Origin of the sequence: Streptomyces sp. AC555_RSS877, assembly GCF_019049245.1 — a bacterium.
Classification (GTDB): domain Bacteria; phylum Actinomycetota; class Actinomycetes; order Streptomycetales; family Streptomycetaceae; genus Streptomyces.
On sequence record NZ_JAGMUK010000025.1, the window covers coordinates 46,423 to 61,147 of the forward strand.

General features: G+C 72.0%; 14 protein-coding genes. 7 read left to right on the forward strand and 7 right to left on the reverse strand.

Annotation, left to right across the window (positions count from 1 at the left end):
- Positions 1–76: 76 nt before the first annotated feature.
- Positions 77–1,336: a molybdopterin-dependent oxidoreductase gene (locus tag KUM49_RS11485; protein ID WP_254401079.1), complete on the forward strand. Its 1,260-nt coding sequence runs from the start codon at positions 77–79 to the stop codon at positions 1,334–1,336.
- 313 nt (positions 1,337–1,649) lie between these two features.
- Here KUM49_RS11485 and KUM49_RS11490 read toward each other — a convergent pair whose 3' ends face one another.
- The 3 genes from KUM49_RS11490 to KUM49_RS11500 form a co-directional block, all read right to left on the reverse strand.
- Complete coding sequence (locus tag KUM49_RS11490) at positions 1,650–2,570, reverse strand: bifunctional 2-polyprenyl-6-hydroxyphenol methylase/3-demethylubiquinol 3-O-methyltransferase UbiG (protein ID WP_217236661.1); 921 nt, start codon at positions 2,568–2,570, stop codon at positions 1,650–1,652.
- A 104-nt stretch (positions 2,571–2,674) separates the two neighbouring features.
- The gene (locus tag KUM49_RS11495) at positions 2,675–3,286 is read right to left on the reverse strand and encodes a DUF2064 domain-containing protein (protein WP_217236662.1); all 612 of its coding nucleotides are present in this window, start codon (positions 3,284–3,286) and stop codon (positions 2,675–2,677) included.
- Positions 3,283–4,008, reverse strand: coding sequence for a glycosyltransferase family 2 protein (locus KUM49_RS11500; RefSeq protein WP_308406600.1), 726 nt, complete (start codon positions 4,006–4,008; stop codon positions 3,283–3,285). The genes KUM49_RS11495 and KUM49_RS11500 overlap by 4 nt, the downstream gene beginning before the upstream one ends.
- Positions 4,009–4,111: 103 nt before the next feature.
- Between KUM49_RS11500 and KUM49_RS11505 the strand changes: the two genes are divergently transcribed.
- From KUM49_RS11505 to KUM49_RS11525, 5 genes are all read left to right on the forward strand, one after another.
- Complete coding sequence (locus KUM49_RS11505) at positions 4,112–4,816, forward strand: response regulator transcription factor (protein WP_217236663.1); 705 nt, start codon at positions 4,112–4,114, stop codon at positions 4,814–4,816.
- A gap of 125 nt (positions 4,817–4,941) precedes the next feature.
- Entirely contained in the window at positions 4,942–5,937 is a 996-nt protein-coding gene (locus tag KUM49_RS11510; RefSeq protein WP_217236664.1) for a branched-chain amino acid ABC transporter permease, read from the forward strand.
- A gap of 10 nt (positions 5,938–5,947) precedes the next feature.
- Complete coding sequence (locus KUM49_RS11515; protein ID WP_217236665.1) at positions 5,948–6,940, forward strand: branched-chain amino acid ABC transporter permease; 993 nt, start codon at positions 5,948–5,950, stop codon at positions 6,938–6,940.
- The gene (locus KUM49_RS11520) at positions 6,930–7,823 is read left to right on the forward strand and encodes an ABC transporter ATP-binding protein (RefSeq protein ID WP_217236807.1); all 894 of its coding nucleotides are present in this window, start codon (positions 6,930–6,932) and stop codon (positions 7,821–7,823) included. Before KUM49_RS11515 ends, KUM49_RS11520 begins: the two co-directional genes overlap by 11 nt.
- 2 nt (positions 7,824–7,825) lie before the next feature.
- A complete protein-coding gene (locus KUM49_RS11525; RefSeq protein ID WP_217236666.1) occupies positions 7,826–8,566 on the forward strand; it encodes an ABC transporter ATP-binding protein in 741 nt (246 codons plus the stop codon).
- 42 nt (positions 8,567–8,608) lie between these two features.
- On the opposite strand, the gene KUM49_RS11530 is transcribed toward KUM49_RS11525, so the two are convergent.
- The 4 genes from KUM49_RS11530 to KUM49_RS11545 form a co-directional block, all read right to left on the reverse strand.
- Complete coding sequence (locus KUM49_RS11530; protein WP_217236667.1) at positions 8,609–9,868, reverse strand: ABC transporter substrate-binding protein; 1,260 nt, start codon at positions 9,866–9,868, stop codon at positions 8,609–8,611.
- A gap of 156 nt (positions 9,869–10,024) precedes the next feature.
- Positions 10,025–11,035, reverse strand: coding sequence for an NAD(P)-dependent oxidoreductase (locus tag KUM49_RS11535; RefSeq protein ID WP_217236668.1), 1,011 nt, complete (start codon positions 11,033–11,035; stop codon positions 10,025–10,027).
- Positions 11,036–11,088: 53 nt separating this feature from the next.
- Positions 11,089–12,546 (reverse strand): cell wall metabolism sensor histidine kinase WalK, encoded by a 1,458-nt coding sequence (locus KUM49_RS11540; RefSeq protein ID WP_217236669.1) that lies wholly within the window; start codon positions 12,544–12,546, stop codon positions 11,089–11,091.
- Complete coding sequence (locus KUM49_RS11545) at positions 12,543–13,232, reverse strand: response regulator transcription factor (RefSeq protein ID WP_217236670.1); 690 nt, start codon at positions 13,230–13,232, stop codon at positions 12,543–12,545. The genes KUM49_RS11540 and KUM49_RS11545 overlap by 4 nt, the downstream gene beginning before the upstream one ends.
- A gap of 149 nt (positions 13,233–13,381) precedes the next feature.
- Here KUM49_RS11545 and KUM49_RS11550 point away from each other — a divergent pair, with 149 nt between their 5' ends.
- Positions 13,382–14,722 (forward strand): ferredoxin reductase family protein, encoded by a 1,341-nt coding sequence (locus KUM49_RS11550; RefSeq protein WP_308406601.1) that lies wholly within the window; start codon positions 13,382–13,384, stop codon positions 14,720–14,722.
- The last annotated feature ends 3 nt before the right edge of the window (positions 14,723–14,725 follow it).

Sequence of the window (14,725 nt, forward strand, 5' to 3'; positions counted from 1 at the left end):
TGACAGGCGCGGACGTCAGGGATTCGTCATGGTTCGCGGGCCCGTTCCCGGGCGGAGGCGGGCCTACGGTCGGGGCATGGCACGCACCTCCTCCTCGCCACGCCCCCTTTCGTCGCCACGCACTCCCTTCTCGCCCGCGTTCTGGCGCAGCCCGCTGCGCGGCCCCTGGTTCACCTCGGTGCTCGGTGTCGTGCTGCTCGGCGGGATCACCGTGCTGTTCGTGACCGGGCTGCTGTCGTACGCCGCCTACAACCCCGACCTGTCACGGGTGAACGACACGACGCCGGACAAGGGGCTCCTCGGCTTCTATCTCTTCTCCTGGCCGACCGACCCGCACTGGCTGTACCGCCTCGTCCAGGGCGTCCACGTCACTCTCGGGATCACCCTGATCCCCGTGCTCCTGGCCAAGCTGTGGTCCGTCGTACCGAAGCTGTTCACGCTGCCGCCCGCCCGGTCGCTCGCACACGCGCTGGAGCGGCTTTCGCTGGTGCTCCTGGTCGGCGGCGGCCTCTTCGAGTTCGTGACCGGCGTGCTCAACGTCCAGTTGGACTACGTCTTCCCCGGCTCCTTCTATCCCCTGCACTTCTACGGCGCCTGGGTGTTCTTCGCCGCCTTCGTCGCGCACGCCGTACTCAAGACGCCGATGGCTTTGCGCAATCTGCGTCAACTACGACAAGAAGAAAGCGAGTTGATGTCCCCGGACCCCGTCGAGCCCACCGTGACCCGACGCGGCGCCCTCGGGCTGGTCGGCGGCGGCTCACTGCTGCTGTTCGCCACCACGGCCGGGCAGAACTTCGACGGGCCGCTGCGCAGGACCGCCCTGCTCGCCCCGCACGGGGGTGCCGAACCGGGCGGCGGGCCCGGCGGCTTCCAGATCAACAAGACCGCCGCGTACGCCGGGATCGACGCGGCCGAGACGGGCGAGGAGGCGTGGCGGCTGATCGTCGTCGGGCGTGATGGGACCGTACGGCTCAGCCGCGCCAACCTGCTTCAACTCCCCCTGCACAGCGCAGCGTTGCCCATCGCCTGCGTGGAGGGCTGGTCGACCTCCGACCAGTGGTGGCGCGGCGTGCGGCTGCGTGACCTCGCCGGCCTCGTCGGACACGACGACCCGCCCGACGTCCTCGTTGAGTCCCTGCAACGCCGTGGCGCCTTCCGGCGGGCCGCCCTGCGCGCCAACCAGGTCGCCGACCCGCGTTCCCTGCTCGCCCTGTTCGTCAACGGCGAGGACCTGACCCCGGATCACGGCCACCCGGCGCGGGTCATCGTGCCCGCAGCGCCCGGGGTGGTCAACACCAAGTGGGTGGCCCGGATGACATTCGGAGGAGACCTGTGAGGCGCCCCCGCCCCCGGTTCGTCGTCGGCAGCCCGCTGCAGCTCCTGCTCCTGGCCTGCTCGTTCGCCCTCGCCGCGTACGCGGGCGTACGGCTGCTCGCGGGGGACTGGTTCGGGGTCGCGCTGTGGATCGTGGGCGCGGCCCTCCTGCACGACCTGGTGCTGCTGCCGCTGTACACCGTGCTCGACCGCGCCCTCGTGAAGGCGGCGGGCCGCAGGCGGGCGCAGGTGGCGTACGTCCGCGTGCCGGCCGCCCTCTCCGGGCTGCTGCTGCTCGTGTGGTTCCCGCTGATCAGCGGGCGGGTGTCGGGGCGTTACGCCTCCGCCACCGGCCTGTCCCCGGACGGCTTCCTGGCCCGCTGGCTGCTGCTGACGGCCGCACTGTTCGGCGGCTCGGCGCTGCTGTTCCTGCTGCGGCTGCGGCTGCGCAGGGCGACGAAGGAACGCCCGTCGGCCGCCCACTGACCGTCGGCACACCACCCCGCGCGCTCGGCATACCGCAGCAGGGCCGGTGTGCCGAGCCGTGCCCAGGGGAACGGGCTGCCGGTCGCGCCCCGGGCGTCGGTCACATGAACCAGTACGCGTTCGTCGAGGTCCAGCCCCGGCACGGTCTCGGCCATCAACAGGCCGCCCGGACTCAGAAGTTGGGTCATCCGGTCCAGAAGGGCAGCCGGATCACCGCCGATTCCCACGTTGCCGTCGATCAGGAGCGCCGTGCCCCAGCGGCCCTCGCCGGGCAGCGGCTCGAAGACCGAGCGACGCAGCGCCGGTCCGCCGAGCGCCTCCGTCCGGGAGACGGCCGCCTCGCTGACGTCGATGCCGAGCACCCGCCGCCCGCGCACGCCCAGGGCCGCCACCAGACGCCCCGGCCCGCAGCCGACGTCGAGGACCGCGCCCTCGCAGTGCCGCAGCACCTTCAGGTCCGCCGCGTCGGCGTCCGCGCACCAGCGCTCCACCTCCAGCGGGAGCAGCCAGCCGTCGTCCCGGCGCAGGAAGAGCGGGCCGCGACCGGTGCGCAGGGCGTCCGCGTAGGGGTCGGCGGACCAGGGCCCGGCGTCGGCGACAGGCACCCGCTGCCGCACGATCCCGGTCGCGCGTATCGGGTCCGTGGCCTCAACCGTGCGCGTCGGGCCCGTGACCCCTGCCGTGCGTATCGGGTCCGTGGCCTCAACCGTGCGCGTCGGGCCCGTGACCCCTGCCGTGCGTATCGGCCCCTTGACCTCCGTCGTGCTCATGGCGCCCGAAGCCTCCGTAGCGCTCGTGGTGCCTGAAGCCCCTGCCGTGCTCGTGGCGCCTGATACCCCCGCCGTACTCATCGCCCCCGAAGCCCCCGCCGTGCTCATCGGGCCCCGGTCGCGCTGAGCCGGGCCAGTTCCGTCGCGAAGTGCCCGCCGGGGGCGGCGCGGGCCACCACGGCCGCGTCGTCCGCCGTGTCCACGTCCCGCAGGGGCGGCAGGTCCCGCACCTTCAGCCCGGCGAGCCGCGCCCGCTGGGCGGCCCCTGTCGAGGGCGTCGACATCGGCACCCCCAACAGCAGCGCGGGGTCCGGAGCGGTCAGGCCCAGCGCCCAGAAGCCGCCGTCCTCGGCGGGCCCGAAGTACGCGTCGCAGTCCGCGAAGTCCACGGTGAGCAGCGCCGGCGTCACCTGCGGGGTGTCCATGCCGATGAGGAGGGCCGGGCCGTCGCAGCCCGCGAAGGCGGCGGCCAGCCGTTCGTCGAGGCCGCCCGCGCACTGCCGTACGACCTCGAAGCCGGGCGGCAGCCAAGGGCCGGGCTCGCCCTCCAGGACGAGGACCCGGCGCCGCGCGGGCGTCCGCGCCACCGCGTCCAGGGTGTCCGCGAGGGACGCCTCCGCGAGCGCGGCCGCCTCCCGGGGCGTGAACGGCGGGGTCAGCCGGGTCTTCACCCGGCCCGGGCGAGGCTCCTTGGCGATGACTAGCAGTGTGGTCACGCGTGGATTCCCTTCTCGGTGGCCGTCCCGGTCCCGGTCAGTACGCGGCTCATGTCGCGTACCGCCTGCCAGGTGCCGAGCCAGGTGCCGGTCACCTTGGAGGCGCCGGTGCGCGGTCGGTAGGGGACGTCGTGCTCGGTGATCCGCCAGCCCGCGTCGGCCGCGCGTACGACCATCTCCAGCGGATAGCCGCTGCGTCGGTCCGTGAGGCCGAGGGCGAGCAGCGGCTCGCGCCGGGCGGCGCGCAGCGGGCCGAGGTCGTGCAGGCGCAGTCCGGTGCGGCGGCGGAGCAGCCGGGTCAGGGCGAGGTTGCCGGCCCGGGCGTGCGGCGGCCAGGCGCCGCGGGTCTGCGGGCGGCGCCGGCCGAGGACCAGGTCCGCCTCACCGGCCTGCACCTCGTGGACGAACGGCTCCAGGCCGGCCGGGTCGAGGGAGGCGTCGCAGTCGCAGAAGCAGACGATGTCGGCCGTGGCGGCCGTCAGGCCCGCGTGGCAGGCGGCGCCGAATCCGCGCCGCTCCTCGTGCACGACCTGCGCGCCGAGGGCGTGGGCGATACGGGCCGAGCCGTCCGTGGACCCGTTGTCCACGACCAGCGCCCGCCAGCCGGGCGGGATGCGTTCCAGCACCCACGGCAGTGCCTCGGCCTCGTCGAGGCAGGGGAGGACGACGTCCACGGAGACGGGGCCCCGGGCGGGATCGGAAGAGGTGGTCACGGCTCTCACCCTACGAGCGCAAAACTCGCATATCGGGCCCCGGCTTCTTACGAAACGCGGACGTCGGCAGCCCGGGGCGTCGGCGGACCGCCGACGGTGCGAGGCTGGCGGCATGGAGCAGCAGCCGTACGAACGGGCCGGGGCCCGGGTCCTCGTCGTGGACGACGACCCGACCGTCGCCGAGGTCGTCTCCGGGTATCTCGACCGGGCCGGATACGTCGTCGACCGCGCCGGGGACGGGCCCGACGCGCTCGCCCTGGCCGCCGCGCACTGGCCGGACCTCGTCGTCCTCGACCTGATGCTGCCGGGGATGGACGGTCTCGAAGTGTGCCGGCGGATGCGCGGGCGCGGACCCGTCCCGGTCATCATGCTCACCGCCCGCGGTGACGAGGACGACCGCATCCTCGGCCTGGAGGTCGGCGCGGACGACTACGTCACCAAGCCCTTCAGCCCTCGTGAACTCGTCCTGCGCGTGGAGTCCGTGCTGCGCCGCGCCCGCCCGGCCCAGCCGTCGGACACCCTCCGCGCGGCCGGGCTCGCCCTGGACCCGGCGGCCCGCCGCGCCGCCAAGCACGGCACCGAACTCGCCCTCACCGTCCGGGAGTTCGACCTCCTCGCCTTCTTCCTGCGGCACCCCGGCCGGGTCTTCAGCCGTGAGGACCTGATGCGGGAGGTGTGGGGCTGGGACTTCGGTGACCTGTCGACCGTGACCGTCCACGTCCGGCGGCTGCGGGGGAAGGTCGAGGACGATCCGGCCAGGCCCCGTCTGATCCAGACCGTGTGGGGAGTGGGTTATCGCTTCGAGGGCGAGGCGTGACCCGGCGCGACCCCCCGCTGTCCTGTCCGCGTACGACCCGGCGGCCGAGGCCTGCCCCTCGTGCAGCGGTCCGGCTCGCCTTACACTGAGCCACAAGGGACGTTCGTGACATATCGGAACCGCCCGTGCGCTACCAGCGGATGTTCGTACTGAGCCTCGCCCTGGTCCTCGTGTCGGTGTCCGCGGTCGCCGTGCGGGCACAGGGCGAGGAACCCGCGCGCGGCCCCACGTTCGGCGCGCGCGCCGCGCAGGCGCTGATCGATGGTGTCCAGTTCGGCGTCATCATCGCGATCACCTCGGTCGGACTCTCGCTGATCTTCGGCACCATCCACCTGATCAACTTCGCGCACGGCGAGTTCGTCACGATCGGCGCCACCTTCGCGTTCTTCCTCAACGCCTCCGCGGCCGGCCCGGGCTGGCACCTGATCCCCGCCGCCCTCGCCGCGGTGGTCTTCGGCGCCCTGCTGGGCGGGGCCGTCGACCGGGGCCTGTGGCGCCCGCTGCGGGCTCGGGGCACCGGCCTGATCAACATGTTCATCGTCACCATCGGGCTCTCGCTGGTGCTGCGGCACGTGGTTCTCGTGCTGTACGGAACCCGGCCCGCCTCCTTCGCGCAGTACGACATCCAGAGCGCGATCAGCGTGGGGCCGGCCAGCATCACCCCCCGGGACCTCACGGTCACCCTGCTCGCCGTGCTGGTGCTGCTCGGCGTCGCCGCGCTCCTGCAGAAGACGCGCATCGGCACGGCTGTCCGGGCCGTCTCCGCCAACCGCGATCTCGCCGAGGCGACGGGCATCGACGTTCAGCGCGTGGTGCTGTACGTGTGGATGCTCGGCGGTGGGCTGGCCGCACTCGGCGGGGTCTTCTTCGGCCTCGTCGAGATCATCACCTGGGACATGGGCTTCAAGCTGCTGCTGCTCATGTTCGCGGGGGTCATCCTGGGCGGGCTCGGCTCCGCCTACGGCGCGATGGTCGGCAGCCTCGTCGTCGGCGTCGTCGCCCAGGTGTCCACCCTGTGGTTCCCGGTCGACCTGCAGTACGCGTGGGCGCTGCTCGTCCTGATCGTCGTCCTGCTCGTCCGGCCGCAGGGCATCCTCGGCCGTGCGGAGCGGGTCGGGTGAGGGGCGCGCCATGGACTTCTCGGTCATCTTCTCCGACGCCCTCCGCTCCGGCATCGGCCCCATCGCGGCCGTCTACGCACTCGCCGCGATCGGCCTGAACCTGCACTTCGGCTACACGGGACTGCTGAACTTCGGCCAGGTCGGCTTCATGCTGGTCGGCGGCTACGGGCTCGCCATCACGGTGTCGACGTACGACGGCCCGATGTGGCTCGGCGTCCTGGCCGGAGTGGCCTGCGCGATCGTGCTGGCCCTGCTGCTCGGCCTGCCCACCCTGCGGCTGCGCGCCGACTATCTCGCGATCACCACGATCGCGGCGGGGGAGACGCTCCGGCTGTTCTACCGGTCCAGCTGGGCCGAGCCGGTCACCGGCGGGGTGTTCGGACTGCAGCAGTTCGCGAAGGACTTCTACTCGCTCAACCCCATCGATCCCGGCACCTACGGCGTGTGGCTGGTGAGGTTCAGCTCCCGCGACCTGTGGGTGATGATCGTCGGCTGGGCGCTGGTGGCGGCGGCCGCGGCGCTGCTCGCCCTGCTGATCCACAGCCCGTGGGGCCGGGTCGTCCGGTCGATCCGGGAGGACGAGGTCGCCGCGCGCAGCCTCGGCAAGAACGTCTACGCGTACAAGATGCAGAGCCTCGTGCTGGGCGGCGTCATCGGAGCGGTCGCGGGCATGATGCAGGCGATCCAGGTGCAGTCCGTGAATCCTGACAACTACGACCCGGGCGTCACGTTCTTCCTGTACACGCTGCTCGTCCTCGGAGGCGCCGGGCGGATCCTCGGGCCGGTCGTCGGCTCGATCCTGTTCTGGTTCGTCCTCAGCTTCCTCGACAGCGCGCTGAGGCAGGCGATCGACGCCGAGTACATATCGCCGGACCTCATCAGTACCTCCGAGGTCGGCGCGGTGCGCTTCGCCCTGGTCGGGGTCGCCCTGATCCTGCTGGTCGCGTTCCGGCCGCAGGGCATTCTCGGCAGCCGGAAGGAGATGCTGCTCAGTGGCCGCTGACACGTTCGGATCCGGTGGTCCCGGGGCCCATGGGGGCACGGGGGCCGGCCGGCTCTCCGGGATCGCTGCCGAGCCGGGGGTGCGCAAACCGGATCCTCTGCTGGTCCTGGACGAGGTGACCCGTACCTTCGGCGGCCTCGTCGCCGTGCGGGTCGAGCACCTGGAGCTGCAGCGCGGGGTCATCACGGCGCTCATCGGGCCCAACGGCGCCGGGAAGACCACGTTGTTCAACGTGGTGAGCGGGTTCGACCGGGCCGACGGCGGCCGTTGGTCGTTCGACGGACAGCCCTTGGCCGGCTCCCCGGCGCACCGGGTGGCGCGGCGGGGGCTGGTCCGTACGTTCCAGCTCACCAGGACGCTCGCCCGGCTCACCGTGATGGAGAACATGCTGCTCGCCGCACCCGGGCAACGCGGGGAGGGGGCGCTGCCCGCGCTGCTGCGACCGCTGTGGCGCGGGCAGGAGCGGGAGTTCGAGCGGCGGGCCGGTGAACTGCTGGACCGGTTCCGGCTCGGGCCCCTGCGCGACGACCACGCCGGCACGCTCTCCGGCGGTCAGCGCAAACTGCTGGAACTGGCCCGGGTGCTGATGGCCCAGCCGGTCATGGTCATGCTCGACGAGCCGATGGCCGGGGTGAACCCCGCGCTGACCCAGTCCTTGCTCGGGCACATCACCCGACTGCGGGACGAGGGACTGACGGTGTGTTTCGTCGAGCACGACATGGACGTGGTGATGGGCATCAGCGACTGGGTGGCCGTCATGGCCGACGGCCGCCTGGTGGCCGAGGGCCCGCCGCACACGATCGGCCGCAACGCCGCGGTCGTGGACGCCTACCTCGGCAAGCGGCACGACGAACCGGGGACGGCGACCGAGGAGGAGGAGTAGCCATGTCCGCCGAGGAGCAGGAACCGGTACTGGCCGCCGACGACCTCGTCGCCGGATACGTCCCCGGTGTCGACGTGCTGCGCGGCTGCAGCATCGAGGTGCGCCCGGGCGAGGTGGTCGGCGTGATCGGCCCCAACGGCGCCGGCAAGTCGACCCTCGTCAAGGCGGTCTTCGGGCTGCTGAGAGTGCGCGGCGGGACCGTGCGGCTGCACGGCGAGGAGGTCACCAACCGGCCGGCGCACGAGCTGGTCCGGCGGGGCGTGGGCTACGTACCGCAGCTGCAGAACGTCTTCCCCTCGCTGACCGTCGAGGAGAATCTGCGGATGGGCGTCTATCTGCGGCCCAAGGACTACGCGCGGCGGGCAGCCGCGGTGGAGGAGCTCTTCCCCGTACTGGCCGACCGACGCAGGCAGAAGGCCGGCGCGATGTCCGGCGGCGAGCGCCAGATGCTCGCGATGGCGCGCGCGCTGATGATGGAGCCGCAACTGCTGCTGCTCGACGAGCCGTCGGCCGGTCTGTCGCCGCTCCATCAGGACCACGTCTTCGACCGGTGCGGACTGATCAACCGCGCGGGCGTCGCCATCCTCATGGTCGAGCAGAACGCCCGCAGGTGCCTGCAGATCTGCGACCGCGGCTACGTCCTCGACCAGGGCCGCAACGCGTACACCGGCACGGGTACGGCCCTGCTGCACGACGAGAAAGTGATCGAGCTCTACCTCGGCACGCTCGCCCGCGTCCGTTGACTCCCGTCCCTGTCGCTCCTTCCGGTGTCCCTCCTCCCGGTGTCACTCCTCGGCCTTGCTGGTCTCGGTCCGCAGGGTCTGCAACTGCCCCTGGCCGTCGTAGCCGTACACCTCGATCGTCGCCTGGCCGGGTTCGCCCTTGCCGGTGAAGTCGAGCGGACCGCTCACACCGTCGTAGTCGATGTTCCTGCCGTCGGCGAGCAGTTCCTTGCAGGCGGCGAACGAGTTGCACTTCTCGCCGTCCTTGGTGATCCCGTTGATCTCCTTCACGTACTCGCCCGGGTCGTCGGACTCCGCCTTCTCGGCGGCGAGCGCGATGGTCGTCGTGCAGTCGAAGACCTGCGGTGCGAACTGCAGCTCCTTGAGCTGCGGTGCGAACTTCTTCAGGTCGTTCACGTACTTCTCGTTCTCCGCCGACGCCGGTGCGGTCCCCTTCATGCCGGAGAGCCTGCCGGGCTGGCCGGGGGAGACCAGCGAGGCCAGTTCCTCGCTGCGCAGTCCGTCGGCGCCGTAGACACCGATCCGGTCGGGCCCGAGTCCGGACTCGATCATGCCCTGAAGGATCTGCGTGCCCTCCTCGAACGCGATCACCACGGCCGCGTCCGGCCTGGAGTCCTCCATCTTCTGGACGACCTGGTCGAAGTTGCTCGCCTTCGGGTCGTAGGTTTCGGCGAGCGTCACCGTCGCACCGCGCTCCTCGAGCGTCTTCCGGGTCGCCTCCAGCAGGCCGCGCCCGTAGTCGTCCGCCCGTGCCACCAGGGCCACCCGGTTGTGGCCGTCCTCGCGGACGACGTCCGCCAGGATGGGCCCCTGCAGCGAGTCGCTCGGGACGGTACGGAAATAGAACCCGTCGTCCTCGTAGTCCGTGAAGGTGGGCGCGGTGTTGGACCCCGAACACTGCACGACGCCCGCTCCGGTCACCCGGTCGATGAACGCCAGCGACATGCCGGAGGCCGCGGCACCGATGACCGCGTCGACGCCCGCCGCGAGCACCCGGTCGGCCGACTGCGCGGCAACGGCCTCCTGGCCCGCCTCGTCACTGGAGACCACCGTCGGCACGGGCTTGCCCAGGACCCCGCCGGCGTCGTTGATCTTCTGTATCGCGAACTTCAGCGACTCGATCTGCGGCGGGCCGAGGTAGGCCAGCTGCCCCGTCTCGGGCAGGACATAGCCGAACTGGAGCTCACCATCGCCCGGCTCGGCCGGGACCGCGGACCGGGCGCTGCCCGTCGTACCGCAGACAGTTATCACCAGAGCGGCCGCGCTCGTGAAGATCGCGGACCGCCGTATCGACGCCTTCATCTCCGCCTCCGCTCGGTACAGGCGACGGTGGTCGACAGGCCGGCCATCCGCCCGCCCTCTGTACATGATCCTAGAACTCATCCGAATGCCCGGAAAGGGTGAATAGTCAGCATTTGGTTTAATGGCCGGGCCTGGTGGTCCGGATCGTGCACCTGATCAGCCGGACCTGCCCTGGCGCATCCCCGCCCGCGCGAACTCCCGCATCCCCTCCCCGAAGCTCACCCCCGCCTCCCACCCCAGCTCCGCCCGCAGCCGCGCCGAGTCCGCCGTGATGTGCCGTACGTCCCCCAGCCGGTACTCCCCGGTCACCACCGGCTCCGGACCGCCGCAGGCAGAAGCCAGCGCCCGGGCCATCTCGCCGACCGTGTGCGGCTTGCCGCTGCCGGTGTTGTACGCGGTCAGCGCGCCCCCGCGCGAACTCGCCTCCAGGGCCGCCACATTGGCCGCGGCCACGTCCCGTACGTGCACGAAGTCCCGCCGCTGGCGGCCGTCCTCATAGACCCGCGGGGCCTCACCGCGGGCGAGTGCCGACCGGAAGAAGGAGGCGACCCCGGCGTACGGGGTGTCGCGGGGCATGCCCGGGCCGTACACGTTGTGGTAGCGCAGCGACACCGCCGAGCCGCCCGTGGCCCGCGCCCACGCCGCCGCCAGATGTTCCTGGGCGAGCTTCGTCGTCGCGTAGACGTTGCGCGGGTCGACCGGGGCGTCCTCGCCGACCAGGCCGGGCGACAGCTGCGCCCCGCACACCGGGCACAGGGGCTCGAAGCGCCCGGCGTCCAGGTCGGTGACGGCACGCGGCCCGGGCCGGACCACCCCGTGCCGGACACAGGTGTAGCGGCCCTCGCCGTACACCACCATCGACCCGGCGAGCACCAGCCGGCGTACGCCCGCGTCGGCCATGGCGGTGAGCAGCACGGCCGTACCGAGGTCGTTGCGGGAGACGTACTCCGCCGCGTCGGAGAAGCCGGCGCCCAGACCGACCATCGCTGCCTGGTGGCAGACGGCGTCGACGCCGGTCAGAGCGCGGCTGACGGTGTCGGGGTTGCGGACGTCCGAGGCCGGGTCGGCGCGGACGTCGTAGACAAGGGGCTCGTGCCCGCGAGCCCGCAGGGCCTCGACGACATGGGACCCGATGAACCCGGCACCGCCGGTGACCAGTACACGCATGCGGCCACGCTAGGACCGCGGGCGGCCCGTACGGCCCGGCCGCGCCCGGTACGTCACGGCTTCGTAAGACCCGGGGGGCCCAGCGGGAGCGCCATCGTGAAGACCGTCCTCCCCGGCTCGCTGCTCAGCTCGATCGTGCCGCCGTGCGCCGCGACCAGGGAGCGGGCGACCGCGAGGCCCAGACCACTGCCGCCGCGGTCGCGGCTGCGGGCCTTGTCGACGCGGTAGAAGCGGTCGAAGACCCGGGCGCGGTCGTCGGGCGGGATGCCGGGGCCCGCGTCCGCGACCCGCACCAGCGCCCGGCCGGGCTCGGCGGAGACCGTCACGGACACCTCGGTGCCCGCCGGGGTGTGCACGGCCGCGTTGGTGAGCAGGTTGTCCAGGACCTGGCGGATGCGCTGCGGGTCCACGCGCAGTGTCAGCGTCTCGGGGTCGGCCGTCACCGTCAGCGGATGGTCGGGGTGGCTCGCCTGGAAGGCGTCGGCCGCGTGATCGACGAGCTCCACCAGGTCGGCCTCCAGGGGGCGCAGCGGGGTCTCCACATCCGCCGCGTCGAGGCGGGCGAGCAGCAGCAGGTCGTCGAGGAGGAAGCCCATCCGCGCGGCCTCGGCGCGCAGCCGGGCCAGGTGTTTGTCGCGTTCCCCGGGGGCGTTGGCGGCGGCGTACTGGAAGAGGTCCGCATAGCCCCGTACGGACATCAGCGGGGTCCGCAGCTCGTGCGAGGCGTCCGCGACGAAGCGGCGCAGCCGCTGCTCGGCCTCCGCACGGACCGCGAGGGAGTCGTCGATGTGCTCCAGCATCGTGTTGAACGCCGTGCGCAGCTCGTCCACCTCCGGGCCGCCGTCGCGGCCGTCCGCGCGCAGCGGCAGCCGGGCCGCCGACTCGGTCAGGTCGTGCGAGGTGATGCCGTGCGCGGTGGAGGCCATGTCGCTCAGCGGCTGCAGTCCGCGCCGCAGCAGCTTCCGGCCGAGCACCACCAGCGCCAGCACCGCCAGGGCGAACGCGATCACCTGCACGGTGATCAGCCGGTCCACGGTGTCCTCGATCTCCGCCATGGGAGCGGCACTGACCAGCACCACCCCGGGCTCGACCTCGCAGGCCCGCAGCCGGTACAGGCCCTCCCCGTCGATGTTCACGGTGCTCATCAGCTCGGTGTCGGAGTGCGCCATGCTCTCGGCGAGGGTGGTGAGCGGGCGGGTGTCGTGCGGGATGTCGGCGGGCTGACGCAGGACCGCCGCCTTGTCCGACACGTCGTACACCGCGGTGAACCAGCCCCAGTACGGCTTCTGCGTCACCGTGCCGTTGGCCGCGGCGTCCTTGGACTGCACGGTCTGGACGACCTTCAGCTGGTAGCCCAGCTGGCTGTCCAGGTAGTCCCGCATGTACATCGTCAGGGCGTAGCCCACGACGGCGAAGACCACCAGGGACAGCGCACCGAGGCCCAGCGCCAGCCGGGTGCCCAGGCGCAGCCTGCGATAGACGTGGCGAAAGCGCCGGAGGACACCCTTCACTCCGCGGCCTGCCGGACCACGTAGCCGAAGCCCCGGACGGTGTGGATCAGCGGCTCGCCCGTCGCGTCGAGTTTGCGGCGCAGCCGGCTGACGACCAGCTCCACGACGTTCGAGCGGCCGCCGAAGCCGTACTCCCACACGTGGTCCAGGATCTGCGCCTTGGTCAGCACGGTCGGCGACTTGCGCATCAGATAGCGCAACACCTCGTACTCGGTCGGCGTGAGCGTCAGCAGTTGCTCGTCGCGCCGCACCTCACGGGTGTCCTCGTCCATCGTCAGATCCGCCACCCGCAGCACGGAGCGCTGGAACCCGGGCCCGGCACTGCGCCGCAGCACCGTCCGCAGCCGGGCCATCAGCTCCTCCACCGCGAACGGCTTGACCAGGTAGTCGTCCCCGCCCCGGGTCAGGCCCGCCACCCGGTCGGCGACCGCGTCCCGGGCGGTGAGGAACACCACCGGCACCATCGTCCCGGAGCGCCGCAGCCGGTCCAGCACGCCGAAGCCGTCGATGTCGGGCAGCATGAGGTCGAGCACCACGATGTCCGGATGGAACTCGGCGGCGCGGCTCAGCGCCTCCTCACCCGAGTTCGCGGTGACCGCGTCCCATCCCTCGTAGCGGGCGACCGTCGCCACGAGGTCGGCGATCGGCGGGTCGTCGTCCACGACGAGGAGTCGTACTTTGTCCACCCGCCCATACTGCGTCACCGGACCCCCGTGCCGGAGCGCCGGTGTCCGTCGTGGCCACATCGATAAGCACTTGAAAGTCGTACGACAGTAAACCGACAGCTCCCTGCGGGGAAGCTCGGTACCCCAGCCCCGATCAAGGAGCTCGCCGAGTGACTGCCGTCCAATCGCCCCCCGCGCCCCCCACGGTGATAAAACGACCCAGGGTGGTGGCCCGCACGGGCCTGTACGCCGTGCTGGCCGCGAACGCGGCCGTGGTGACCTACTTCTTCACCGAGGCCGGCTTCGCGTCGAACGCCCTCATCGTGCTGGGCCGGCTGGCGGGTCTGTACGGTGCGCTCCTGATGGCCTTCCAGCTGGTGCTGGTGGCCCGGCTGCCCTGGCTCGACCGCCGCATCGGGATGGACCGGCTCACCTCCTGGCACCGCTGGACCGGCTTCGGCATCCTCTTCACACTGCTCGCGCACGTCGTCTTCATCAGCTTCGGCTACGCCGAGTCCTCCGGCATGGACCCGGTCAGCCAGCTGGTCGACCTCGCCGAGACCGTCGAGGGCGTGCTCCGCGCGGTCGTCGCGATGGCGATCATCATCGTGGTGGGCGCCGTCTCGGGCCGCTACGCCCGGCGCCGCCTCGCGTACGAGACCTGGCACTTCATCCACCTGTACACCTACGTCGCCGTGGTGCTGGCCTTCACCCACCAGGTAGCGGTCGGCACCAGCTTCACCTCGTCGTCCGCCGCCACGACGTACTGGTACGGCGTGTGGGGCGTCGCGCTCACCTCGGTGTTCCTCGGCCGCCTGGTGCTGCCGCTGTGGCGCAACTGGCGCCACCAGCTGCGCGTCACCGCGGTCGTCCCCGAGTCCGACAACGTCGTCTCGGTCTACATGACCGGCCGCGACCTCGACCGCATGCCCGCCCGGGCCGGCCAGTTCTTCCTGTGGCGCTTCATGACCCGGGACCGCTGGTGGCAGGCCAACCCCTTCTCCCTGTCGGCCGCGCCCGACGGCCGCACCCTGCGCCTGACCGCCAAGGCCGCGGGCGCCGGCAGCGCCTCCCTGCGGCACGTCAAGGTCGGCACGCGCGTCTTCGCCGAGGGCCCCTACGGCGCCTTCACCGCTCTGCACCGCACCCGCCCCGAGTCCGTGCTCATCGCCGGCGGCGTCGGCGTCACGCCCATCCGCGCCCTCCTGGAGGAACTGCAGGGCCACGCTGTCGTCATCTACCGCGTCGCCACCGACCGGGACGCGGTCCTCTACGACGAGCTGCGCGACCTCGCGGACGCCAAGGGCTGCGAACTGCACCTGGTGACCGGCCCCGCCGTCCCGGACAGGCTGGCGCCCGGCGAGCTGGCCCGGCTGGTGCCGGACATCGCCGACCGGGACGTCTTCCTGTGCGGGCCGCCGCCGATGATGAACGCGGTGCTGGGCAGCCTGCGCGAGCTGGACGTGCCCAAGCCGCAGATCCACTTCGAGCGCTTCAGCCTGGCGGGATGAGGA

Bases quoted from the DNA above. Each gene is read 5' to 3' on its own strand.
- KUM49_RS11485 (WP_254401079.1), top strand. From the start codon at position 77: ATGGCACGCACCTCCTCCTCGCCACGCCCCCTTTCGTCGCCACGCACT.
- KUM49_RS11490 (WP_217236661.1), bottom strand. From the start codon at position 2,570: ATGAGCACGACGGAGGTCAAGGGGCCGATACGCACGGCAGGGGTCACG.
- KUM49_RS11505 (WP_217236663.1), top strand. From the start codon at position 4,112: ATGGAGCAGCAGCCGTACGAACGGGCCGGGGCCCGGGTCCTCGTCGTG.
- KUM49_RS11515 (WP_217236665.1), top strand. From the start codon at position 5,948: ATGGACTTCTCGGTCATCTTCTCCGACGCCCTCCGCTCCGGCATCGGC.
- KUM49_RS11525 (WP_217236666.1), top strand. From the start codon at position 7,826: ATGTCCGCCGAGGAGCAGGAACCGGTACTGGCCGCCGACGACCTCGTC.
- KUM49_RS11530 (WP_217236667.1), bottom strand. From the start codon at position 9,868: ATGAAGGCGTCGATACGGCGGTCCGCGATCTTCACGAGCGCGGCCGCT.
- KUM49_RS11535 (WP_217236668.1), bottom strand. From the start codon at position 11,035: ATGCGTGTACTGGTCACCGGCGGTGCCGGGTTCATCGGGTCCCATGTC.